The organism is Erysipelothrix larvae (assembly GCF_001545095.1).
Classification (GTDB): domain Bacteria; phylum Bacillota_I; class Bacilli_A; order Erysipelotrichales; family Erysipelotrichaceae; genus Erysipelothrix; species Erysipelothrix larvae.
Genome location: NZ_CP013213.1, coordinates 463,380 through 485,669 on the forward strand (window position 1 = coordinate 463,380; position 22,290 = coordinate 485,669).

Consider the following 22,290-nt stretch of genomic DNA (forward strand, 5'->3'; position numbering starts at 1 on the left):
ATGAAGAAGAAAAACAAAGTTTTAATAGGTGGCATCGCTGGGCTTGTGGTTGTACTTGCGGTATTAATCGTTGTACTCATCGACCCATTTAAGAGTGAAGAAGAGAAAGTCACCAACAAGATTCAAAGTATTGGGGGAGTATTCTACGAAGATTTCTTCTATCCTCAACAAGTTCTAGGATTAAGCGAGGCAGAGATTGCACAGAAATTGACAGCATTTTCTACAGAAGGGATTTCAGTAAGTCTTGAAGATGTGAATAAAGTGATGGAAATCAGTGACAAAGTCAGTGACCCAATAAAAGAAGTCACCCGTGACGATGCTAAACTGGTTTGCAATCCATCAACAACCATCATCATTACACCAAAGGAACCATTCAGTAAAACAGATTATGACATTAGAGTCTCTTTAGACTGTAAATAAACAATTTAGACAGGAAGGCAAACATGGAAAATAACAAAGGATTTAACCTCGATGAAAATTACTCGGTAATTTCATCAGGTGTTACCATTCGTGGTAACATTGAGTCAAAAGACTCACTCAGTATCGCAGGCATTGTCGAAGGCGATGTGTACTGTGAGAAAGAAATCGAACTCGCACAAAATTGCACGATTCATGGTGATATTAAATCAGCATCCATCGCAATTAATGGTGCAGAAATTCGCGGAAATGTCAGCGTCGAAGATCGTTTCGTTCTCGACAAAGACTCAATTATTGTTGGTTCACTCAGCGCAAACAGCGCGCGTATCAATGGTCGCATTGATGGCCCTGTTAAAGTAAGTGGTGAAGTATCAATTGCTTCAACTGCAGTTGTGATTGGGGACTTAATGTCTTCATCATTAGTTGTTGAAAATGGCGCTCAATTAAAAGGGAGCTATACAGTGTATGTAGAAGAAGTACATGAAGAAGCAGATGCTTACATGCAAAGCAATGTTGATGAAATAGTAATTGAACACTATTACCAAGCACATGATTTCACGATGCCAGAGGAAACACAACCTGTTGAGGCAGTAAGTGAAGCATCTGTGAACCAAGAATCATATGCTCAAGAAGATCAAAATACAAATAACGAACAATTCGAAGGATAGACAACAGGACATTGTGCCCACCCACTACTTGATCTCTTTCAACGCAATGTCCAAGACCAAAAAGGCCGTTTTTAATGCGGTCTTTTTTTGCTTTTTTCTCTTTTATATCATGAAATAAATCTATAAACATGCGATAAATGAGATGCTTTATAAATAAGCGACGGCATCAAAAGTGCCCCTAAACATTGACTTAAAAAGAGGTTGATAAAGATTAGTTTAATACCAAAAAATAAAATTTCAAACCTATGAAACGAACCCTAGTGTTTTTAGGGGTATAAAAGCGTTAATCTAAAAAGAGATAAGATATGTTATGGACACTAATATATTGAATCAATGATATGCGTGGGAGTTCATTGAATCTTGTTTAAAACCTGATGATAAACAAAGAAGACATCCATAAAACAAGACTCAATGATCACAAAATCACGCTTAGGAAACAAAGAAAGGGACTCAATAAAAAGATACTTTTTATTACAATAAGGATTTAAAGAATGAAAAAGAAAATACGGTTACTATGGGGGCTATTAGCTGCACTTATACTTGCGATTGCAATTGCGATTGTACTAGTACTCAATCCTATCAAAAGCGATGAAGCGAAAGTCACAGATAAGGTTAAAACGATTGGAAGTACATTCTATGAAGATTTCTTCTATCCTCAACAAGTGTTAGGGCTCAGTGAGGCAGAAATCGCACAAAAGCTTACAGTATTCTCAGATGATGGAATTTCAATCACACTTGAAAGCATTGAAAAGGTATTGGAAATTAAAGACAAAGTTGGTGACGCAATAAGTGAGGTTACAAGCGAATCAGCAAAACTTGTATGTAATCCACAAACAACAAAAGTCATCATTATTCCAAAAGAACCATTTACGAAGCATGATTATGACGTAAAGGTTGAACTTGATTGTAAATAAAAAAAGGGAGGAAGTATTATGGACCATAAAAACTATGCATTGGATGAGAGTTACTCAGTAATCTCAAGCGGTGTCACGATCAAAGGGAATATCGAATCAACAGATTCACTCAGTATTGCCGGGATTGTCCAAGGTGATGTAATGTGTCACAAAGAAATTGAACTCGCACAGGATTGTTGTATCAGTGGAGACATTAAGTCCACATCGATTGCGATTAACGGTGCCAAAATTGAAGGGAACGTGACAGTAGAAGACCGTTTTGTGTTGGATAAAGACTCAATTATCATCGGTTCTTTGAGTGCAAGCAGTGCCCATATTAACGGTCAAATTGAAGGACCTGTAAAGGTGAGCGGCGAAGTATCCATCGCTTCAACTGCAGTAGTAGTCGGTGATTTAGTCGCATCCTCATTGGTTGTTGAAAATGGTGCGAAGCTAAAAGGAAGTTATACCGTATTTAGTGAAGAAGTAAACGAACCAACCATGCACAATGAAGAAACAGTCATTGAACGTTACTATCAAACACAAGAAGGATTGGAACAAGATTCAAAAAATGATGACTTTGTCATTACTACAGATGAACTTGATGCCTAAATATGAAAAGCAACCCACACGGCGCGTGAGTTGCTTTTTTTTAATGGTGTATTTTTGATTAATCTTACGCGATACAAACGATTCACACAGCATGATTTTTATCGATGAGGATCGACATACTTTTCAACATTACGCTGATGTTCTTCATAAGTTTTCGCAAAATAGATTTCACCAGTCGTTACATCCGCCACAAAGTACAAATAATCTGTATCATCAGGGTTAAGGACTGCTTCAATCGCGAGTGATACTGGGTTCATAACCGGTCCTGGAGGAAGCCCTAAATGAATGTACGTATTGAATGGTGAGTCAATATCAATGTTTCGCTCACATTCTTGCCATGACTCATAGGTTTGCAATGCATAACAAATTGTAACACTCGATCCCAAGGTCATATTAATATCCAAGCGATTAATGAATACATTTGCGATTGTTCGCATGGACGCTTCTGTATTTCCTTCATAATTCACAATCGAAGCTAAGGTTAAGAGCTCATGGACACTAAAGCGGGATTGTTCAATCTCATCCGCAAAGGAATCCAAGACCTTTGCCATATTATTTAAAATTGTATGGGTAACGTCATCAATTGTCGTAATGCGTTTAAACTCATAGGTATCTGGATATAAATATCCTTCAAGCTTCACCTTCAAATCATCAAGGGTTAAGACTTCATTGAGGAATGGATAAGTTTCCACAAGGGATTCAATATAATCCGCATCATTCCAAGTGGCTAAGATCTCATCAGCTTCTAAGTTAGTTTCTTCACCAAGCAGTGCTGCGAAGTCTTTAGCCCAGCCCCCTGAGGGTAAAGTAATCGTCACAACGTTTGGTTGTGCATTACGCTGGTCATCAAAATGCTTAATAATCTGGGTGGTTGTCCATGAAGCATCAATTTCGTACACGCCAACAAAGAGCGTCTTATCCAACTTGAACCTCAAGATAAATTGCATGAATGAAGCAGAACGAATCACGCCTTCTTCTTCTAAGTGACGACTCACACTGGTATATGTATCTTCTGATGTAACGTTAATTGTATGAATCTGTGATTCAGAAGTAACCCCGCGATTCATGGAATAGAATGTGATAAAAACAACTGCAAGTATTGCTACCCCAATCCCAATAAACCAATACTTTTTCTTAAGGATAAAATCCATCCGGTAAACCTTCCTTACTCTAATGAAAACATAAAACACGAATAATATGGTCCTGTATAAAATACCATTGCTTATATTATACAGTGTTATGTGACGAAATGTTAGACTTAACGTCCAAGAAATTGGGTGTGGTAGGCACTCTATTACAGGAAATGTCATCATCGTGGTTATGCAAACATAATACCCCAAAACCGAGTAATATCACCAAAATCCAACAAAATATGCACTATTTACTGTGATTTCAACACAAAAGGAGAAGAAATCACACTTAGAATCATTCAACTTAGTTCAATAATATATGAATACCCAATAAATGGTCATACCTATAATTATGGGATAACTTACAAATTTTAAGGATATATTTTATCCAGCTGGCTCAAGAAATTCACAGGGTTTGCTTGGTAAACTCATGAAATGAATCGGTCTTGTTCTTGTGAATTGACGCTATCTATGCTATAGTACACAAAGGGAATGAAGTTCTCCCTGTTCTGATTAAGACAAACCGCATATGCTGATGACTTCTATACTTTTTTAAGTATAGGGTTGTCAGCATTTTTTATTTGAAGGAGAAGAAACGTATGTTACAAAGCATCGGGTTAATATTTATCATTGGGTTTATCATGCAAGAAGTCTTTCAAAAGGTCAAGATTCCCAGTCTTGTAGGATTCTTGTGGTCAGGCATATTATTAGGGCCATTTGGGTTTAATATCCTCGATGAGTCCCTCCTTAATATCTCAGGGGACTTAAGAGAAGTTGCACTGCTCATCATTTTGACACAAGCAGGGCTATCCTTGGAATTATCAGACTTTAAGAAAATGGGGCATAAAGCCATTTTCATGTCCTTTGTTCCTGCTTGTTTTGAAATCTTTGCGACGTTTATGGTTTCGCAATATCTATTTGGTCTCAGTCCAGTTGATGCACTCTTGTTGGGTGCCATCATTGCCTCTGCATCCCCAGCAGTCATTGTACCCCGCATGCTAAAACTGATGAAAGAAGGCTATGGTATCAAGAAAGGAATCCCACAACTAATCTTAACCGGAGACTCTGTGGACGATGTTTTCAACATTGTGGTATTCTCCAGCGTACTTGGACTACAAGGCGGAGGAAAACTAACATTCTCACAATTTTTACTGATTCCTGTTTCTATATTAATAGGGGTGGCAATCGGAGTGGGCCTGGGATTGATTGTTTCAAAGCTTTTTGAAAGGATAAAACACCGTTTCGAATTTAAAACCTTGTTGCTCTTAAGCGTTGGATTTTTACTCATGGGTGTAGAATCTTATGTGGAATCATTCTTCCCATTCTCAGCGCTTATCTGTGTGATCGCAATGGGTGTTACCTTATTAAATATGCAACCAAAGGATGCAGTCAGTGTATCCAACCAATTATCTAAATTATGGATCGGGGCACAAGTCTTGTTATTTGCACTCGTTGGCGCAAGTGTAAACATCAACTATATAACCTTTGCAGGAATATCCGCAATCCTCATGATGATTGTTGTTTTATGTATTCGAGGCGTAGGGATCTTATTGAGTCTATCAGGCAGTGATTTTACACTAAAAGAAAAACTGTTTTGTGTTTTATCAGGCATCCCAAAAGCCACAGTTCAAGCGGCAATTGGAGGGATTCCACTTGCGATGGGGATTGCCAGTGGTGAACTGATCCTCGCAATCTCTGTAATCGCGATTTTATTCACTGCACCAATTGGTGCAATGCTTTTGGATACTTTGTATCCAAAATTATTAACAGATGATCGAAACACGGATAGAATCATTTCATAAAAAGGATGAGTATCTTCGATATTAATGATATTATAGGTATGAAATAAAAAAACATGATCTTTCGATTTATTTAACTGGCTGATCCGTTGAGAGCACACGAATGAGGAGAACGAACCGATGACAAAAGATTTTTCGTTTGATGCAATTCTAGAAGAACTTGATAAGCGACATTTAAAATATAATCATAGTGGTGAGATGGTTTTTGATGATGATGTATATGTATCAATCTGGGACATTTCATCTGGAATTTTTCGATATCATGTTCACTATCTAAACTATGAATCAGAACATATCGAAATTGAATATAAAAAAATTCAGACTTTACTCCACGATTCATTAAAATGGAATCAATTCGGATTTACACAGGATTTCAAGATGTTTCCTAATCGAACACCGTATCATAAAAATAGACACACTGAACTCAATTTTGTAATGCGTGGCTCCTTGGATTTCAAAGTTCAAGGTGAAATCGTGAGTGTATCTGAAGGTGATATGTTAGGGATTAACACTATGACATATCACAGCGAACACGAACTGGTAGAGCCATTATATGTCGTCTTTATAGGTTTTAATGATACTAAGTATGTAGCGTCCATCCTTGATTATGTTGAAAATCTGCAGTTTCGAAAATTTATGAATCGATCCCTGTCAAAATCTACAATGGAAGCAGAATATGTTTTATATCACGACATTGACAAATTTGACGAAACCAAACAACTCTTAGAATTAATCATTCAAGAAATCGACGCGAAGAAACCAGGGTATAAAAGTATTCTTAGAGGACTATTTATCCGATTTTTTACCCATATGAATTCCCTGCATGGAAAGGATACGTCACAACCGGCAAAAGGATATCGCTACCTTGTATTTGAAGAGATGAGTCATTATATAAATGAACACTACGCAACAATTTCACTCCAACAACTTGTGGATTTATATGGCTACACGAAAGACTATTTTAACCGACTGGTAAAGGAAATGACAGGAAAGACATTTATCCAGTATGTCCAAGACATTCGACTTGAGAAAGCGTGTGAATATCTTGCGACAACCGAATTACGTGTTGTTGAGATTGCGGATAAAACAGGATATTCAAATATCTCATATTTCTACAAAATATTTAAAAATCGAAAACAAATTACCCCCGATGAATATCGAAAACGCTATAAAATATAGCGTTTTTCTCGTTTATAGTCAATATCTTGACATTAAAGTCGTATTTGGTTAATGGGTTGATCTACAAATGATTGTAAACTAATAATGTAATCGCATTCAAAGAAAAGGTGATAAAGTGGAACGAATAGATATACAGCATGTGATGAAGGAGCTCACACTTAAGGAGAAGGCTTCTTTATTGTCGGGTGCAAACTTTTGGAATTCTAAAGCAATCGAACGATTGAATATTCCATCAATTATGCTTACCGATGGACCGCATGGTTTAAGAAAACAAGGTGGAAAAGCCGACCATCTTGGACTCAATAAGAGCATACCCGCAACGTGTTTTCCACCTGCAGCTACATTAGCAAACAGTTGGGATCAAACCATACTGTATAAGGTTGGTGAGGCACTTGGGAAAGAAGGCGCATATGAGAATGTGGGTGTTGTGTTAGGACCGGGCATGAATATCAAACGCAACCCACTTTCAGGACGAAACTTTGAGTATTTCTCAGAAGATCCATACCTGAGTGGATCGTTATCTGCAAGCATGATTAAGGGCATGCAAAGCCAAGGTATTGCAGCCTGTGCCAAGCACTATGCGGTCAACTCACAAGAGTTCCACAGAATGTCTGTGGACGAAATTGTTGATGAAAGAGCCCTTCATGAACTTTATTTAGAATCATTTAGGATTGCTGTAGAGGATGGCGAAGTTGACTCAATCATGACATCCTACAACAAAGTCAATGGGACCTATGCCAATGAAAATACCCACCTTCTGGTGGATATCTTAAGAAATCAATGGAACTTCAAGGGTCTTGTTGTTACTGATTGGGGTGGAAATAATGATCGCGTTTTAGGACTTAAAGCAGGAAATCATTTGGAAATGCCGTCAACGAATGGCATGACGGATCAAGACATTGTGGATGCAATTCATCATGGAACCTTGGAAGAATCAATGCTTAATGATCGTGTTGAGGAATACCTAAACTTTTTAAATCATTTAATCGATAAAAAGGTTGAAGGGGTACAGGTTGATATGGATGCACAGCACCAAATCGCACGACAAGCTGCTCAAGCTTCGATTGTTTTATTGAAAAATGATCATCAAATCCTTCCATTAAAAAAGGACACACGTTATGGTTTGGTAGGCGATTTCATGGTAAATCCACGCTATCAAGGTGCTGGAAGTTCACTCATCAACCCAACACGATGTGATAACCTCTATGATACTTTAATGGCCAGTGATTATACCATTGCAGGGTATGCGCAAGGGTTCCATCGTTATGGGAAAACAGATCCGCGATTAGTCAGGGAAGCAGTCAATTTATCAAAAATGGTTGATACAGTTCTTGTATTCTTAGGACTTGATGAAAGCAGCGAAGCAGAAGGTGTTGATCGTCAACATATGAAGCTTCAACAAAACCAACTTGATTGCATTCAAGCTATTGTCGAAACAGGGAAACCCGTAATTGTAATCTTAGCAGGAGGTTCTCCTGTAGAACTGCCATTTATGGAAGCACTGGATGGGTGCATTCATGGATACTTGCCAGGTCAAGCCGGTGGTCTTGCATTATTTGATGTATTAAGTGGTGCCGTAAATCCTTCAGGAAAACTGGCAGAGACCTATCCTATTAAATATGAAGATGTTGCATCTTCTGCATATTTCCCAGGACATCAAAACACCTCTGAACACCGTGAAGGCATCTTCATTGGATACCGTTACTTTGATACCGTTCAAGAAAATGTGTTGTTCCCGTTTGGATATGGTCTATCTTATACCCAGTTTCATTATGAAAGCATGACCCTCAATCCAGACGGTGTTACAGTTACCCTTGAAAATACGGGTGAAGTGGCAGGAAGTGAAGTGGTCCAAGTATATGTTCACAAATGTGACTCAACAATCCTAAGACCCAAACAAGAACTTGCAGGATATGCGAAGGTACACTTAGAAGCACATGAAAAGACCACAATCACCATTCCCTATAGAGACCATGCATTTAGTTTTTATAATGTAAACAAAGGCTGTTGGGACAGTGAAAAAGGCCAATATGAGATCATGGTTGGGGCATCATCACGCGATATTCGATTAACGCAAAGCATCGATCGAGATGGAAACGTTGATATCGAGGATATCTACACACCCATGCAATATCAAAACCTTGAACTCAAAAACATCACTCAAGCATCATTCCAATCCCTGCTTGACTTTAAGCTTCCAGAAAGTGAATGGGATCCTAAGAAAACCTTAGAACTCAATGACATCATCGAACAAGCACGCACCAAAAGTGTATTTGGTCGGTTTGTAAACTGGCTTATTGATATGCTGTACAAATTCTTTATGTGGCGTGGCAATCCGATTGCTGCCAATAATGTACGATTTGCGCAAAACCTTCCCTTTAGAGGCATTGCGCGGATGTCAGCTGGACGGGTCAATATGAAAGCTTTAGATGGACTTATGGATATGTTTAACGGTCACTTTTTCAAAGGACTGTTTAGGTTTGTAAAGAATTACCTATTTAATTAATGAGGAGAAGACATGAATTTTAAAGAATATTTCGAACAAAGAAAACAGCGTAAAGCACGGATTGTCGACGAGGTCAAACGCGCTAAAGCACTCGAAAAGACAAACAAAGAAGCACTTAATGCATTAAGTAAAGATGAAAAAGCTTCACGTATTAAGCAAGAAAAGATTGCGCGTAAACACGCGAAAAATGCACATAAGCAAGATCTTAAAGCAATGGAACGCAAAGAAAAGCGTACGCAAAAGAAAGAAGACAAGATTTATAAAAAAGTCTATAATCGCCCGCGTCGTGCACTCAAATGGGGTGTGGTTGTGATCATTTTTGCTTTTATAACTGTTCAATATGGACCAACTATTAATAATCTATACCGAGCAGTAACATCAAAGGATGTGAGTGCTAATACCTCAACTCCAGAAGCAATTGCAGCACGTTTACATGGTGAAAAAGTGTCCGAAGAAATCGTTGAAGAAGGAATTGTCTTATTGAAAAATGAAGACCATTCATTACCTTTTTCAAGTACAGACAAAGTCAATGTTTTTGGAACTGCTGCCCATGAAATTCGCTATGGTGGTGGGGGATCAGGTGCTTCAAATGACACGCATGCCATTGACTTATTTGAAGCGTTTGACCAAGTAGGTCTCGAATACAACAAAGATCTTGCTGATTTTTATAAAGAAAAATCATCCGGAGGTTCCAGTGGATCAGGGCTCTTTGAGGTAGTTAAGGGATTACTTGGAAAAACCTCAATTGATGAGCCAACAATTGATCACCTAAGTGATGAAGTCCTCACACAAGCTAAAGCGTACTCAAATAAAGCAGTCATTGTTATTTCAAGTTCTGGTACAGAAGCAAGTGACTTCTCATTAGACCAATTAAAACTCTCAGATAATAGACGTGCTCTCATTGAAAAAGTAGCTGAAAACTTCTCTGATGTTACCATCATCATCAATGCAGGAAACGCCATTGAACTGGGGTTCATTGAAGAATATGACACAATAAAATCAGCAGTATGGATTGGAACTCCAGGACCTTTTGGAACACGTGCACTTGCAAACATCTTGATGGGAAACATCAATCCTTCAGGACGTCTCACAAGTACCTATGCTTATGATCCATCTTCCTCACCAGCAAGTGTTAACTTTGGTGATTTCCAATATGATAATACAAAATTTGCATTCATTAACTATGAAGAAGGTATTTATGTAGGGTATCGCTTCTATGAAACTTATTATTTAGGAAATGAAGAAGGCTATGCTAAAGCAGTTCAATACCCATTTGGATATGGATTAAGCTATACAAACTTTGATTGGAATATTGTATCGACAGACCTTAATAAGGACACAATTACCGTGAATGTCGAAGTTGTAAATACAGGTGATGTTGCAGGGAAAGATGTTGTTCAAGCATATTACAGTGCACCATATTATGAAGGTGGCATTGAGAAGTCCGCAATCAACCTTGTAACTTATGGAAAAACACAAACACTCGAACCAGGCGCACGTGAAACCCTTACCTTAACCTTTGATGTTCGTGATATGGCTTCATACGATATGAATGATTTAGAAGCATATGTTCTTGAACACGGACTTTATACCATAAAACTTGGCAGAAATGTTCATGACATTGCGCAAAGTGTTGAGTACACTGTAGAAGAAACAGTTGTGTACCAAACAGATAAAGACACACAAGTTGCATATGAAAATCGCTTTGAATATGCAAATGGAGCCCTTACATATCTTTCGAGAAATGATTGGGAAAATACATTTCCAACCCTGGATAATCTAAATACAACGGCTTCTGATATCTTATTAGAAGCACTCAGTGCACCACGTGTTGCACCAGAAGGTTCAAAAAATGAAACCTTTGGTGAAGATCATGGGTTAAAGCTCGAAGATCTCAAAGGGCTCGATTATGATGATGAAACATGGGATTTATTCCTAAGCCAATTCACAGCCAATGAATTGATCGAACTTGTGACAAATGGTGCATACAAAACTGTAGGAATTGAACGTCTGGGTGTTCCGCAAACACTTCTTATGGATGGGCCAGCAGGCTTTAGCTACTTCTTTGGATCCCTTGATACTGCAGGATACCCAAGTGAAATCCTTGTTTCCTCAACATGGAATCAGGAACTTGCTTATACGATGGGAGAAGCAATTGGACGAGAAGGTGTTGCGTATGGCATTCAAGGATGGTATGCGCCTGCGATGAACTTACACCGTACAGCCCAAGGTGGCCGTAACTTTGAGTACTTCTCAGAAGACCCAATCCTATCTGGATATACATCCGCTAATATGACAAAAGGATCTGAGGATCAAGGTGTAATTGTATTCATGAAGCACTTTATGATGAATGATCAAGAGACAAATGCACGTTCAGGAATTACAGTTTGGTCAAATGAACAAGCAATTCGTGAGTTATACCTAAAACCATTTGAAATTACAGTTAAAGAGGGTGGTGCAACTGGTGCTATGTCAAGCTTCTCTCTTATTGGAACGACATGGGCCGGTGCAAATACAAACTTACTTCAAGATATATTAAGAGAAGAGTGGGGCTTTGTTGGGATGGTATCCAGTGATGCGGTCTTTGGATTTATGAAAGCCGAAGATGCAATTATCTCAGGGAATGACTTGATGCTTGATATTCTGACACCAAAACTACAAGAAAGAAGTTTGAAGAAGTCGTTTAAATCAAATCCAGAACTTTATGGAACGGGATTAAAACAATCGGCACACAATATTTTCTATGCAATCCTACAAACATATATTTTTGATTAATAACGAAGCGGGAGAAGAAATCAAATGAAAGCATATAAGGGGAATTTTCAAATTTTAAGTGTGATTCTAATTGCACTCATGTTCATCGGATCACTGTGGGATTATCAAATATCTCAAGCAATATTCAATATCGAAAATCCGATTGCGGTATTCTTAGCAGCCTATGGTCAGATGCCAGCGTCCTTGATGATGAGCATCGGAGGAACACTATTGATTGTTGGGAGTGAAAAAAAGTTAGGAATAGGGACGATACTACAAGTTCTCGTAGGGATTGTATTCAATGCATTTGGGTTATTCATGGCATCACATGAGCCTACAATGTATTATCCAAACGCATCATTTATGATGGTTGTAATCATTAACATTGTATTGTTTGTCTGTGTTAATGCACTTATTTTGCGGCTGTTGAATACAGGCGATAAAAAACAACTAAGAAATTATGGCTGGTTCTTAATCTTCATTGTATTCTTTCAAATCTTATTGATTAATGGAATTAAGGTACTATGGGGAAGACCACGCATGCGCTTAATCGCATCCAATCCAGATGCAACATTTCAAAATTGGTGGATCATTGGATCAGACTTAAAAGATAAACTCATGCCAACCGGTGTGATTTCTGAGGAGTTCAAGTCATTTCCATCTGGACACACTGCAAGTGCTGCATGTATTTTTGGATTGTGCATTCTTCCATATCTCAATACGTCACTCACAAAATATAAAAATGGTTTCTTCTGGAGTTGTGTTGGGATTACATTGGTGATTGCCTTCTCAAGATTGGTGATGGGAGCACACTTCCTAACGGATGTAACCATGGGTTTCACAGTATTTGTGGTTGTATTTATAGTTGGACATCAACTGTTTTATAGCGATAAAAAAATCTAAGCAACTCTTTTAAAAATCATGAGTGTAAATCTACAAAAATTGATTTTATAAGTGATATAATAAAAAAGAGGAGTGAAAAGGAAATGCTATTTCACACGAAAGTATTTGAGACACGTGATGAACGCTTATTTCAAGAAATATGTACTAAGTTAGATTCTAATAAGGTTCACTATAAAGTGAAGACTGTGGATACAAATAATAATCCGGAAGAAGACTTAGGCGTAAAGTCAACGCTAAGATGGGCAGGAAGTTCAGAACCACCACTTCATGAAACACACCCTGTTATCAACAATTACATGATTTTTGTTAAGAAAGAAATAGAGGATTCCGTTTCCAAAATACTGACATCAAAGCGCACCTAAGGGTGCGTTTTGCTATAGATACGCTAGATATTTAAACCGAGTTTGACTATAATGAATAGTGTAAAGGGGTGGTATCATGAATGTTATTCAATATATAAAAGAGAAAGATACAGCGGTTGATCTTGAAAATCCTGTTGACGCGTTGGTATTATCCATCCTCCCATATTTTCAGTTTGAACTCATCGAAGGGTTTCATAAAAACATGCCCCTTAAGATTAAAGATCTTGTACTCTTTGATTTTGAACACATCCCAATGACAAGTTATCTAAAACCACATTATAGTTTACTCAAAGAAATGATGCAAAATACGCAGTTTGGAAATGTTGAGATCGTGGAATTTGTGAGTGAAACCGATGTTGAATCGGTGTTTCAATATGCTTCAATCCTCTTAAGGGTTAATAAATCTGCACTTTTTGTAGCATTTAGAGGGACCATGCCTACTGTGGTAGGATGGAAAGAAGACTTTGTTTTATCCTATTCAGAGGATATTCCATCCCATCATATTGCATCAGACTATCTAAACAAAATCGCATCAACTTCAAAACAACCTTTGTATTGTGGGGGCCATTCAAAAGGCGGAAACGTTGCCGTTTATGCCGCATCGACCCTCAGGCGTAAAGCCCACCTAAAAAAGGTGTATAACTTTGATGGCCCGGGATTTCAACATGAAATCATTCGCAGTAAAGGCTATATTCAAATCCTAAAAAAAGTTAAAAAGTATGTTCCTGAATCTTCAGTGATTGGATTACTGCTTGAATCATCGGAAACACAAACCATTATCAAAAGTTCGCAACTGGGTGTGCTTCAGCACAACCCCTATACCTGGAAAATAAAGAATGGTCATTTTGAAGTTGTAAGTCAACTCAGTGAGAATGCACAATTTCTATCAAAATCCCTTCAAGATGTTTTGATTGACATTCCTCTTGAACACAGAGAAACTGCCCTTACTCAAGTGTTTGACGCCATGAAGACGTATAAGTTGGATCAAATTGATCAATTGCGAGAACTCTTCACCTTTGATAATGTTCGTAAAATATCGCAAGTCTATCAACATGCTGATGATGAATCAGTGCGACTTTTAGCGGATATCATCAAGACGACCTTGTCTTCAACCGCGAAGATGAAGGTTAAAGAAACAGTGAATCAAATCTCTAAACGCGTGCTATCGAATGAAGAAGATACCTCAAGTTCAAAAGACCCAACACCTTAATTTCGTGTTTTGGATGAAGCTACCTTTATTCTTGAACACTTGCTGTGTTAAATGGGTATCTGTTCAGAATAAACTAGTTCTAAAGTCAAGGATATAATTTAGACAGAAGAGAATATTTTCTATGCCAAAAGAGGTACTATCACGAATAAGTGACAGTACCTCTTTGTCTATCCTCTTTTTTTAGGATATTAAACTTTACTTGGGGTTTTCACTCGCAACACTATTTCTTGGGGTGAGGTAATCTTGCTCTAGCCTCTGTCTTTAAAGAAGTTTGGGGATTTCTGTTGTAAACTGATTATCTTAGACCAGCAGAATAAAAAATCACTTTACTTTATGCACAATTAAGTGCTGTATTAAAGTGATTTTTTTTGTATTATTAGTTTAACGAGGTTAATAAAATGGTAGAAACCCCAAGTTTCCAGACCTAAGTTTCTACCAATCCAATACCTCCTATAAAGGAGTAAGAATATGATAACAGTTTTCTCAAACACATTCAATAATAAACAGTTTTCTCAAAAGGAATATTACAAATTTCTCAATTCAATTAATCCAAAAACAATACCTTGTCCGTGCTGTTCAAAAACAGATACACTGATTCGTTATGGATACTATCCGAAAACCATAATTACTGGGCGATTAACCATTGTCGTAGAAATCGCACGTTTCTTTTGTAATCAATGTAAGAGAACTCATGCAATAATACCAAGTAACTTACTTCCCTATTTTCAACTGTCTGTACCCACAATTGAAATAATATTAACCCATGAACTTGATAGCACGCTTTTAACTGATATTGATGAATCAACATATATTCGGATAAAAATACGTTTTAACGATTATGAATCGGTGAGACATTTAAGTTATTTGGAACGATTGAATTACTTCATATTATCCACAAAACGGAATATCTATCATTCCGCCATTACTTCACCAACATGAGAAAAATAGTTTTAACTCCTCAGATTGAATATAATGAAGATGGTTATTTAAATAACAGACAATCATTTTTATATTTAGGAGCAAGATACATAATGAAACCTTATCAAAATAGTCAAAGAGAGGCAGGGTTTCTATGAACGCTAATGCCACTCTTTTAAGTAACGAAAAAATTCTTGAATTATTTAACTTAGAACACCATCAAGTCCAGAAGATTGATATCAAAGGTCAAAGTGACGCATTGAATGTGTACATTACGCTTCAGGTAGAGGAACAAACATGCCCAATTTGTGAAAGCAAAACATCCACAATCAAAGATTATTCTGAAAAGAAGCTTCTCCACTCACTGGTAACACATATACCCTGTTACATTCGTTACCGTGCACGACGTTATAAATGCACAACGTGTAATAAATGCTTTTTTGAACACAATCCATTTGCGTATCGAAATATGAAGATTACTCAGCTGACCGTATATAATGTCCTGAATGATCTTAAATCGCCACATGAAACGTTTACCACAGTTGCCAATAGATATCGGTTATCTCCCACTACAGTATCATCTATTTTCGATTCCCACGTTTCTGTCTCCAGACAAAAACTACCCGCTTATCTGCTTATTGATGAATGTTATGCGTACCACAGTGATCGCAGTGATTATGTATGCGTTCTTATTGATGCAATGACAAAGAATATCGTAGATATATTACCGTCCCGTAAGAAACAAGACTTAGTCGCGTATTTTAGCCAAATCCCCCTTGAAGAACGCAAAGGAGTCTTAGGTATTGGAATCGACATGTGGTATAGCTATAGAGTCGTCGCAAAACAATTCCTTCCAAACGCGTTTATCAGTGTTGATCGTTTTCATGTTTATAGTGATTTAATGAAACGTATCGACTCTATTAGGGTAGACACTATGAAGAAACTAAAACCTCCTAAGAACTGGAAGCAAACAGAAGATAAAGTCAAAAGACAAGAATATTATAAGCGTGACCAGCAATACTATCTGCTTAAAAAGTTCAACTGGTTACTCTATAAAAACCCCAAAGCAACAACCACAGTTAAAGATAAGAAATACAATATATTTGATCCAAATGTACCGAAACAACGCAATAAGAAATTGGGAAAGTTTCTAAACCTTTACGACATAATAGACCTAATTCTTCAAACGAGCAATGGCCTTGAAGATGCATATAACATGAAGTTCTTACTCGATCAATTCTTCAATGAATCAAAAGCTGAGAATGCACACGAGAATCTGAACACACTCATCAGAGTGATGGCTCAGAGTAGAGTTGCATCAATCGTTGATTTTAGCCGAACTTTAGGAAAGTGGAAAAATGAAATTGTCGCAACTTTCAATAAAGTAGAAAAATGCACAAAGGTCACAAATAAGAAAACAGGAGAAACCCATTATGAAGTTTCCATAACACACATAAACAGTGCGTTGATTGAGAATCGAAATCGCATAATCAAGCAAATAAAAAACAATGCAAGTGGCTATCGTAATTGGGAGCGGTTTAGGAATCGTGTGTTGTATGTGCTTAATGAAGACGCAACATATCGAATTAACCCAATAATTAAAACAACCTATGACAAAGGACTCTCTTAAGAAATGACTCATTATTGATATACTATAACAAAAAGAGGGAAGCTATAGTCATGTGCGACTACGCTTCCCTTTGGTCTTTAACAAACTTGTTTGGGGTAACTTACTCCCCAAGTTATTTTATATCATTTTCTGAATTATCCCCAAGTTATTTCAGACCGCCTTTTTTTAGGGTCCATTTTAAAGTAGGAATACCTCATTGTAATCTGCGAATGAGTAACAGTTAACTTAAGGATACGAGACGTCAAAAAGTCGGGGTTTTTACTCAAGTGAACTGAAGTCGTGATTGATGATTTCTTGAAGTTTGAATGTTTGTCCATCATATGCATAGTTTAAGAATGAACAATTTTGAATACGGGTGGTGCGTTTTACATCACTTGTATGTTCCCATTTACGATAAAATTGAGCAATTGCTGCACCGTGGGATACGATGAGAATGTTTTCGCCATCACTCTTATCAACAACCTCTTTGATTGCAAGTGTAATTCGTTTGTTGAAGTCATCTTCATCCTCGCCCCCAAATTGCACAAAGAAATCACGATATGGAAGGGGTGGATTTAAGTGTTCCCCTTCAGCCTCCAAATCACCAAAGTTCCATTCTCTTAAGTTTTTGTCGGTTTCGAAGGGAATATTTGTAATGAGTTTTAAGGTATCAATGGCACGTTCTGATGTTGAACTGAATGCTCGATCAAATACAATTCCAATTTCATCAAGATGTGCTTTCGCAATCTGTGCTTGTTTGATTCCAATGTCTGTTAAGGGAGAATCACAAAACCCTTGGATTTTCTTTTGGCGGTTAAATAACGTCTGCCCATGACGTACTAGATATACATTTTTCATCAGTGCCTCCTCTTGTCAATACGCGGTTTATCGCATATAATTACTATACAACACGGTTGTAACTACCGGTCAAGTGATATGGAGGGTTTTTTATGGCAACAATGAAAGAAGTGTGTACACAACTGGATCTCAGTTATGAAACATTGAAATATTACTGCAATGAAGGGCTTGTACCCAATCACACGCGGGATAAAAACAATCACCGTATTTTCAGTGAGAAAGACATCCAATGGATCAGTGGACTTTTATGTCTAAGAGATTGTGGCATGAGTATTAAGGATATGAAACAATACATGGCGTATGCCTATGAGGGAATGGATTCAATTCTTAAACGCAAAGCAATGCTTGAAGAAACAAAGCAAGACCTGGAAGCGCGTTTATCAGTCATTCAAAGATCCTTGGATTTTATCGATACAAAACAACAATACTACGATGATGTGTTAGCGGGTAAAATTGCGCTTACCAGTAATCTAAATCTAGATGAAGCATAATAAAAACGACCATGATATAGTTAAATTAATAGTTTTAGAATTTTAGGAGGTATCTATGACAACCAGACTAAAAGAATCCATAGAAAATGATAGCTCTCAATTAGGTAATAAGAAATGGATATTCTTCGATGTTGGTTATACTCTTACCAATGAAACCAAATGTTATGAGGACCACGTCAAACAATGCGTTGATAGATTATCTAAAAAAAATATAGTTGTATCAGAAACTGATTATTATAATTTGATGATTGATGCTTCTAAGAATGGACTGAAACCTATAAGATCTGTTTGGGAACAGTTTAGCAATAAAGAAAGACCAAAATGGAATGCTAAATCAGAAGTAATTTATGAAGACACCTATTCGACACTCGAAAAGCTATCTAAGAGATACAAATTGGGTATTATTGCAAATCAAATTGAAGGACTTGAGAACCGTTTATTCGAACACGGTATATACAAATTTTTCAAGGTAATAGTATCATCGCATGAAGCTGGTGTTAAAAAACCAAATCCTCAAATTTTTCAAAAGGCTCTGCAAGAAGCAAATACAACTGCTGATAATTGTATTTATATTGGCGATAGACCTGATAACGATATTGTGCCGGCAAAGAAACTCGGTTTCACAACCGTTAGGATCATGAAAGGACTTGGACAATATCAGCCAGAACACCCTTGCTATAGTTCAGATTACACTATTAAAGATTTGCATGAGATTTTGTGTTTGCTGAATTACTAAACAATGGATATGATGCAGTTGAATTTTTAATCAAATTAATAATGAATAGTTGAAAGGATGAGAAGTATATGAGAACGGAAGTTGTTACACTTACTAACATGTGCATGATTGAAGATGGAGATAAAATATTGGTTTTGAATAAAACCGGGGAAAATGATCCAGAGTATGTCGGGCTTACCTTTCCTGGCGGACATATAGAAAGAGGAGAATCACTTGTTGACTCAGCAATTAGGGAAGTAAAAGAAGAAACAGGTTTAGATATTGATAATGTTGTTTTGTGTGGTGTCAAACATTTCCCTACCGATAATGGTCGATATATTGTATTTTTCTTTAGAACAAATTCATTTTCTGGTGTTCTCAAATCTTCAAACGAAGGTGAAGTCTTTTGGATAAAAAAAGCAAATTTGACAGATTATCAACTTTCAGTTGACTTTGAAGAAATGGTTAATATTTTTACTGGTGAAAAATCAGAGTTTTATTATTATTTAGAGGAAAATGAGTGGAAATTTGATATTAAATAATTGTAATTAACATATGAATCTTAGGATAAAAATGTTTAAAAAAAACGCCACTCATAAAGAACTCAAATATGATTATACTTACTTCTAATGGTCTTTCTAATCCATCATTAATCAACATAGTGAAAAATGAATCCAGTTCAAAAATTATTACAAAACTTAATTTTTTTTCGCATGCAAAAAAAAATGAATGCAAATGATATAAAATCTTTATTTTTCTTTGTAAGTATGCAACAATTAAGGTGCATATTTTTTTTACACGCAATCATTTATAGGGTATTTCACCGCTCATCGCTTGATCTTTTTTTTGTGGGGAGTTAAGGGGTAATATGAAAGAATATATAAAACCATTTACGCGTCAAATGGCATTTGGGATTACAATAAAAGCAGTTGGATCATTCATCGAACTGCTTTTACCCTATACACTGGCCCTCATTATTGACGAAATCATTCCAACACGTGACATTCAAAAGGTGATGATTTATGGATTGGGCATGGTGATTCTTGCCTTTATTGCATACCGCATGAATGTATACGCCAATCGACGTGCGAGTAAAATATCGAAAGAGATCATTGTTGAGATGCGCGATGACTTGTTTCAACGTGCACTCACATTGACTTCACATCAAATTGATAACATTGGGATTTCATCCTTGGAAACACGCGTTACCACAGATACTTATAATGTACACCGTATGCTGGGTATGACACAACGTATGGGGATTCGTGGACCCATTCTTTTATTAGGTGGAATCATCATTTCCTTTGCAATGGAACCAGTCCTGGCCCTTGTCATGGTCTCTATGCTTCCATTTATCTCAATTTTAACCTATTTTAGAGCCAAAAAAAGCATTCCCTTATACCGCCAAGTGCAAGAAAAACAAGACCACTTAATCGGTGTTGTTCGCGAAAATATTCAAGGGATGCGTATTATTAAAGCCTTTGTTCAACATGAACATGAGGAAATGAAATTTGAAGGGGTGAATGATGGTCTTGTATCAACTGAAACCTATGTTGGAACCAAAATGGCATTGATTAATCCCTTGATGAATCTATTTATGGCGGTCTGAAATAACTTGGGGATAATTCAGAAAATGATATAAAATAACTTGGGGAGTAAGTTACCCCAAACAAGTTTGTTAAAGACCAAAGGGAAGCGTAGTCGCACATGACTATAGCTTCCCTCTTTTTGTTATAGTATATCAATAATGAGTCATTTCTTAAGAGAGTCCTTTGTCATAGGTTGTTTTAATTATTGGGTTAATTCGATATGTTGCGTCTTCATTAAGCACATACAACACACGATTCCTAAACCGCTCCCAATTACGATAGCCACTTGCATTGTTTTTTATTTGCTTGATTATGCGATTTCGATTCTCAATCAACGCACTGTTTATGTGTGTTATGGAAACTTCATAATGGGTTTCTCCTGTTTTCTTATTTGTGACCTTTGTGCATTTTTCTACTTTATTGAAAGTTGCGACAATTTCATTTTTCCACTTTCCTAAAGTTCGGCTAAAATCAACGATTGATGCAACTCTACTCTGAGCCATCACTCTGATGAGTGTGTTCAGATTCTCGTGTGCATTCTCAGCTTTTGATTCATTGAAGAATTGATCGAGTAAGAACTTCATGTTATATGCATCTTCAAGGCCATTGCTCGTTTGAAGAATTAGGTCTATTATGTCGTAAAGGTTTAGAAACTTTCCCAATTTCTTATTGCGTTGTTTCGGTACATTTGGATCAAATATATTGTATTTCTTATCTTTAACTGTGGTTGTTGCTTTGGGGTTTTTATAGAGTAACCAGTTGAACTTTTTAAGCAGATAGTATTGCTGGTCACGCTTATAATATTCTTGTCTTTTGACTTTATCTTCTGTTTGCTTCCAGTTCTTAGGAGGTTTTAGTTTCTTCATAGTGTCTACCCTAATAGAGTCGATACGTTTCATTAAATCACTATAAACATGAAAACGATCAACACTGATAAACGCGTTTGGAAGGAATTGTTTTGCGACGACTCTATAGCTATACCACATGTCGATTCCAATACCTAAGACTCCTTTGCGTTCTTCAAGGGGGATTTGGCTAAAATACGCGACTAAGTCTTGTTTCTTACGGGACGGTAATATATCTACGATATTCTTTGTCATTGCATCAATAAGAACGCATACATAATCACTGCGATCACTGTGGTACGCATAACATTCATCAATAAGCAGATAAGCGGGTAGTTTTTGTCTGGAGACAGAAACGTGGGAATCGAAAATAGATGATACTGTAGTGGGAGATAACCGATATCTATTGGCAACTGTGGTAAACGTTTCATGTGGCGATTTAAGATCATTCAGGACATTATATACGGTCAGCTGAGTAATCTTCATATTTCGATACGCAAATGGATTGTGTTCAAAAAAGCATTTATTACACGTTGTGCATTTATAACGTCGTGCACGGTAACGAATGTAACAGGGTATATGTGTTACCAGTGAGTGGAGAAGCTTCTTTTCAGAATAATCTTTGATTGTGGATGTTTTGCTTTCACAAATTGGGCATGTTTGTTCCTCTACCTGAAGCGTAATGTACACATTCAATGCGTCACTTTGACCTTTGATATCAATCTTCTGGACTTGATGGTGTTCTAAGTTAAATAATTCAAGAATTTTTTCGTTACTTAAAAGAGTGGCATTAGCGTTCATAGAAACCCTGCCTCTCTTTGACTATTTTGAT

The 22,290-nt window shown here is 37.0% G+C and carries 20 protein-coding genes and 1 riboswitch; of the genes, 17 read left to right on the forward strand and 3 right to left on the reverse strand.

Annotated features, from left to right (window positions below; all coding sequences use genetic code 11):
* The 4 genes from AOC36_RS02115 (at position 1) to AOC36_RS02130 (ending at position 2,590) form a co-directional block, all read left to right on the forward strand.
* Positions 1 to 420, forward strand: a complete 420-nt coding sequence (locus AOC36_RS02115; protein ID WP_067630750.1) for a hypothetical protein — start codon at positions 1 to 3, stop codon at positions 418 to 420.
* A 23-nt stretch (positions 421 to 443) separates the two neighbouring features.
* The gene (locus AOC36_RS02120; RefSeq protein ID WP_067630752.1) at positions 444 to 1,085 is read left to right on the forward strand and encodes a bactofilin family protein; all 642 of its coding nucleotides are present in this window, start codon (positions 444 to 446) and stop codon (positions 1,083 to 1,085) included.
* 491 nt (positions 1,086 to 1,576) lie between these two features.
* Positions 1,577 to 1,999: a hypothetical protein gene (locus AOC36_RS02125; RefSeq protein WP_067630754.1), complete on the forward strand. Its 423-nt coding sequence runs from the start codon at positions 1,577 to 1,579 to the stop codon at positions 1,997 to 1,999.
* An 18-nt stretch (positions 2,000 to 2,017) separates the two neighbouring features.
* Positions 2,018 to 2,590: a bactofilin family protein gene (locus AOC36_RS02130; RefSeq protein ID WP_067630756.1), complete on the forward strand. Its 573-nt coding sequence runs from the start codon at positions 2,018 to 2,020 to the stop codon at positions 2,588 to 2,590.
* Positions 2,591 to 2,688: 98 nt separating this feature from the next.
* Here AOC36_RS02130 and mltG read toward each other — a convergent pair whose 3' ends face one another.
* Positions 2,689 to 3,741 carry an endolytic transglycosylase MltG gene (mltG, locus tag AOC36_RS02135; protein WP_067630758.1) on the reverse strand — a complete coding sequence of 351 codons (1,053 nt, stop codon included), beginning with the start codon at positions 3,739 to 3,741 and terminating at the stop codon, positions 2,689 to 2,691.
* Positions 3,742 to 4,199: 458 nt separating this feature from the next.
* Positions 4,200 to 4,272: riboswitch (Fluoride riboswitch) on the forward strand.
* Between the two features lie 47 nt (positions 4,273 to 4,319).
* On the opposite strand from mltG, the gene AOC36_RS02140 reads away from it, so the two are divergent.
* The 9 genes from AOC36_RS02140 to AOC36_RS02180 all read left to right on the forward strand — a co-directional run bounded on the left by AOC36_RS02140 (position 4,320) and on the right by AOC36_RS02180 (position 16,981).
* Complete coding sequence (locus AOC36_RS02140) at positions 4,320 to 5,522, forward strand: cation:proton antiporter (protein WP_067630760.1); 1,203 nt, start codon at positions 4,320 to 4,322, stop codon at positions 5,520 to 5,522.
* A 117-nt stretch (positions 5,523 to 5,639) separates the two neighbouring features.
* Complete coding sequence (locus AOC36_RS02145; RefSeq protein WP_067630762.1) at positions 5,640 to 6,698, forward strand: AraC family transcriptional regulator; 1,059 nt, start codon at positions 5,640 to 5,642, stop codon at positions 6,696 to 6,698.
* 115 nt (positions 6,699 to 6,813) lie between these two features.
* The gene (locus AOC36_RS02150; protein ID WP_198401191.1) at positions 6,814 to 9,204 is read left to right on the forward strand and encodes a beta-glucosidase; all 2,391 of its coding nucleotides are present in this window, start codon (positions 6,814 to 6,816) and stop codon (positions 9,202 to 9,204) included.
* A gap of 12 nt (positions 9,205 to 9,216) precedes the next feature.
* Positions 9,217 to 11,979, forward strand: a complete 2,763-nt coding sequence (locus tag AOC36_RS02155) for a glycoside hydrolase family 3 C-terminal domain-containing protein (RefSeq protein WP_067630765.1) — start codon at positions 9,217 to 9,219, stop codon at positions 11,977 to 11,979.
* Between the two features lie 24 nt (positions 11,980 to 12,003).
* Entirely contained in the window at positions 12,004 to 12,861 is an 858-nt protein-coding gene (locus AOC36_RS02160; RefSeq protein WP_067630770.1) for a phosphatase PAP2 family protein, read from the forward strand.
* Between the two features lie 83 nt (positions 12,862 to 12,944).
* Complete coding sequence (locus AOC36_RS02165; protein ID WP_067630773.1) at positions 12,945 to 13,223, forward strand: hypothetical protein; 279 nt, start codon at positions 12,945 to 12,947, stop codon at positions 13,221 to 13,223.
* Positions 13,224 to 13,299: 76 nt separating this feature from the next.
* Entirely contained in the window at positions 13,300 to 14,433 is a 1,134-nt protein-coding gene (locus AOC36_RS02170) for an Mbeg1-like protein (protein WP_067630776.1), read from the forward strand.
* Between the two features lie 468 nt (positions 14,434 to 14,901).
* Positions 14,902 to 15,372, forward strand: a complete 471-nt coding sequence (locus AOC36_RS02175) for a DUF6431 domain-containing protein (RefSeq protein WP_067629969.1) — start codon at positions 14,902 to 14,904, stop codon at positions 15,370 to 15,372.
* A 133-nt stretch (positions 15,373 to 15,505) separates the two neighbouring features.
* Positions 15,506 to 16,981, forward strand: a complete 1,476-nt coding sequence (locus tag AOC36_RS02180) for an ISL3 family transposase (RefSeq protein ID WP_067629964.1) — start codon at positions 15,506 to 15,508, stop codon at positions 16,979 to 16,981.
* Positions 16,982 to 17,239: 258 nt separating this feature from the next.
* Here AOC36_RS02180 and AOC36_RS02185 read toward each other — a convergent pair whose 3' ends face one another.
* A complete protein-coding gene (locus tag AOC36_RS02185) occupies positions 17,240 to 17,818 on the reverse strand; it encodes a histidine phosphatase family protein (protein ID WP_232505382.1) in 579 nt (192 codons plus the stop codon).
* Positions 17,819 to 17,910: 92 nt separating this feature from the next.
* Between AOC36_RS02185 and AOC36_RS02190 the strand changes: the two genes are divergently transcribed.
* The 4 genes from AOC36_RS02190 to AOC36_RS02205 all read left to right on the forward strand — a co-directional run bounded on the left by AOC36_RS02190 (position 17,911) and on the right by AOC36_RS02205 (position 20,633).
* Complete coding sequence (locus tag AOC36_RS02190; protein WP_067630783.1) at positions 17,911 to 18,309, forward strand: MerR family transcriptional regulator; 399 nt, start codon at positions 17,911 to 17,913, stop codon at positions 18,307 to 18,309.
* Between the two features lie 55 nt (positions 18,310 to 18,364).
* Positions 18,365 to 19,045 (forward strand): HAD family hydrolase, encoded by a 681-nt coding sequence (locus AOC36_RS02195; protein WP_067630786.1) that lies wholly within the window; start codon positions 18,365 to 18,367, stop codon positions 19,043 to 19,045.
* A gap of 68 nt (positions 19,046 to 19,113) precedes the next feature.
* The gene (locus AOC36_RS02200) at positions 19,114 to 19,566 is read left to right on the forward strand and encodes an 8-oxo-dGTP diphosphatase (RefSeq protein WP_067630789.1); all 453 of its coding nucleotides are present in this window, start codon (positions 19,114 to 19,116) and stop codon (positions 19,564 to 19,566) included.
* A 326-nt stretch (positions 19,567 to 19,892) separates the two neighbouring features.
* Positions 19,893 to 20,633 carry an ABC transporter permease gene (locus AOC36_RS02205; protein WP_067630793.1) on the forward strand — a complete coding sequence of 247 codons (741 nt, stop codon included), beginning with the start codon at positions 19,893 to 19,895 and terminating at the stop codon, positions 20,631 to 20,633.
* A gap of 150 nt (positions 20,634 to 20,783) precedes the next feature.
* Here AOC36_RS02205 and AOC36_RS02210 read toward each other — a convergent pair whose 3' ends face one another.
* Positions 20,784 to 22,259, reverse strand: coding sequence for an ISL3 family transposase (locus AOC36_RS02210; RefSeq protein WP_067629964.1), 1,476 nt, complete (start codon positions 22,257 to 22,259; stop codon positions 20,784 to 20,786).
* Positions 22,260 to 22,290: the final 31 nt, after the last annotated feature.

Bases quoted from the DNA above. Each gene is read 5' to 3' on its own strand.
- AOC36_RS02130 (WP_067630756.1), top strand. From the start codon at position 2,018: ATGGACCATAAAAACTATGCATTGGATGAGAGTTACTCAGTAATCTCA.
- AOC36_RS02185 (WP_232505382.1), bottom strand. From the start codon at position 17,818: ATGAAAAATGTATATCTAGTACGTCATGGGCAGACGTTATTTAACCGC.
- mltG (WP_067630758.1), bottom strand. From the start codon at position 3,741: ATGGATTTTATCCTTAAGAAAAAGTATTGGTTTATTGGGATTGGGGTA.
- AOC36_RS02200 (WP_067630789.1), top strand. From the start codon at position 19,114: ATGAGAACGGAAGTTGTTACACTTACTAACATGTGCATGATTGAAGAT.
- AOC36_RS02175 (WP_067629969.1), top strand. From the start codon at position 14,902: ATGATAACAGTTTTCTCAAACACATTCAATAATAAACAGTTTTCTCAA.
- AOC36_RS02165 (WP_067630773.1), top strand. From the start codon at position 12,945: ATGCTATTTCACACGAAAGTATTTGAGACACGTGATGAACGCTTATTT.
- AOC36_RS02120 (WP_067630752.1), top strand. From the start codon at position 444: ATGGAAAATAACAAAGGATTTAACCTCGATGAAAATTACTCGGTAATT.
- AOC36_RS02190 (WP_067630783.1), top strand. From the start codon at position 17,911: ATGGCAACAATGAAAGAAGTGTGTACACAACTGGATCTCAGTTATGAA.
- AOC36_RS02180 (WP_067629964.1), top strand. From the start codon at position 15,506: ATGAACGCTAATGCCACTCTTTTAAGTAACGAAAAAATTCTTGAATTA.
- AOC36_RS02160 (WP_067630770.1), top strand. From the start codon at position 12,004: ATGAAAGCATATAAGGGGAATTTTCAAATTTTAAGTGTGATTCTAATT.
- AOC36_RS02125 (WP_067630754.1), top strand. From the start codon at position 1,577: ATGAAAAAGAAAATACGGTTACTATGGGGGCTATTAGCTGCACTTATA.
- AOC36_RS02115 (WP_067630750.1), top strand. From the start codon at position 1: ATGAAGAAGAAAAACAAAGTTTTAATAGGTGGCATCGCTGGGCTTGTG.
- AOC36_RS02140 (WP_067630760.1), top strand. From the start codon at position 4,320: ATGTTACAAAGCATCGGGTTAATATTTATCATTGGGTTTATCATGCAA.
- AOC36_RS02205 (WP_067630793.1), top strand. From the start codon at position 19,893: ATGAAAGAATATATAAAACCATTTACGCGTCAAATGGCATTTGGGATT.
- AOC36_RS02195 (WP_067630786.1), top strand. From the start codon at position 18,365: ATGACAACCAGACTAAAAGAATCCATAGAAAATGATAGCTCTCAATTA.
- AOC36_RS02210 (WP_067629964.1), bottom strand. From the start codon at position 22,259: ATGAACGCTAATGCCACTCTTTTAAGTAACGAAAAAATTCTTGAATTA.
- AOC36_RS02170 (WP_067630776.1), top strand. From the start codon at position 13,300: ATGAATGTTATTCAATATATAAAAGAGAAAGATACAGCGGTTGATCTT.
- AOC36_RS02145 (WP_067630762.1), top strand. From the start codon at position 5,640: ATGACAAAAGATTTTTCGTTTGATGCAATTCTAGAAGAACTTGATAAG.
- AOC36_RS02155 (WP_067630765.1), top strand. From the start codon at position 9,217: ATGAATTTTAAAGAATATTTCGAACAAAGAAAACAGCGTAAAGCACGG.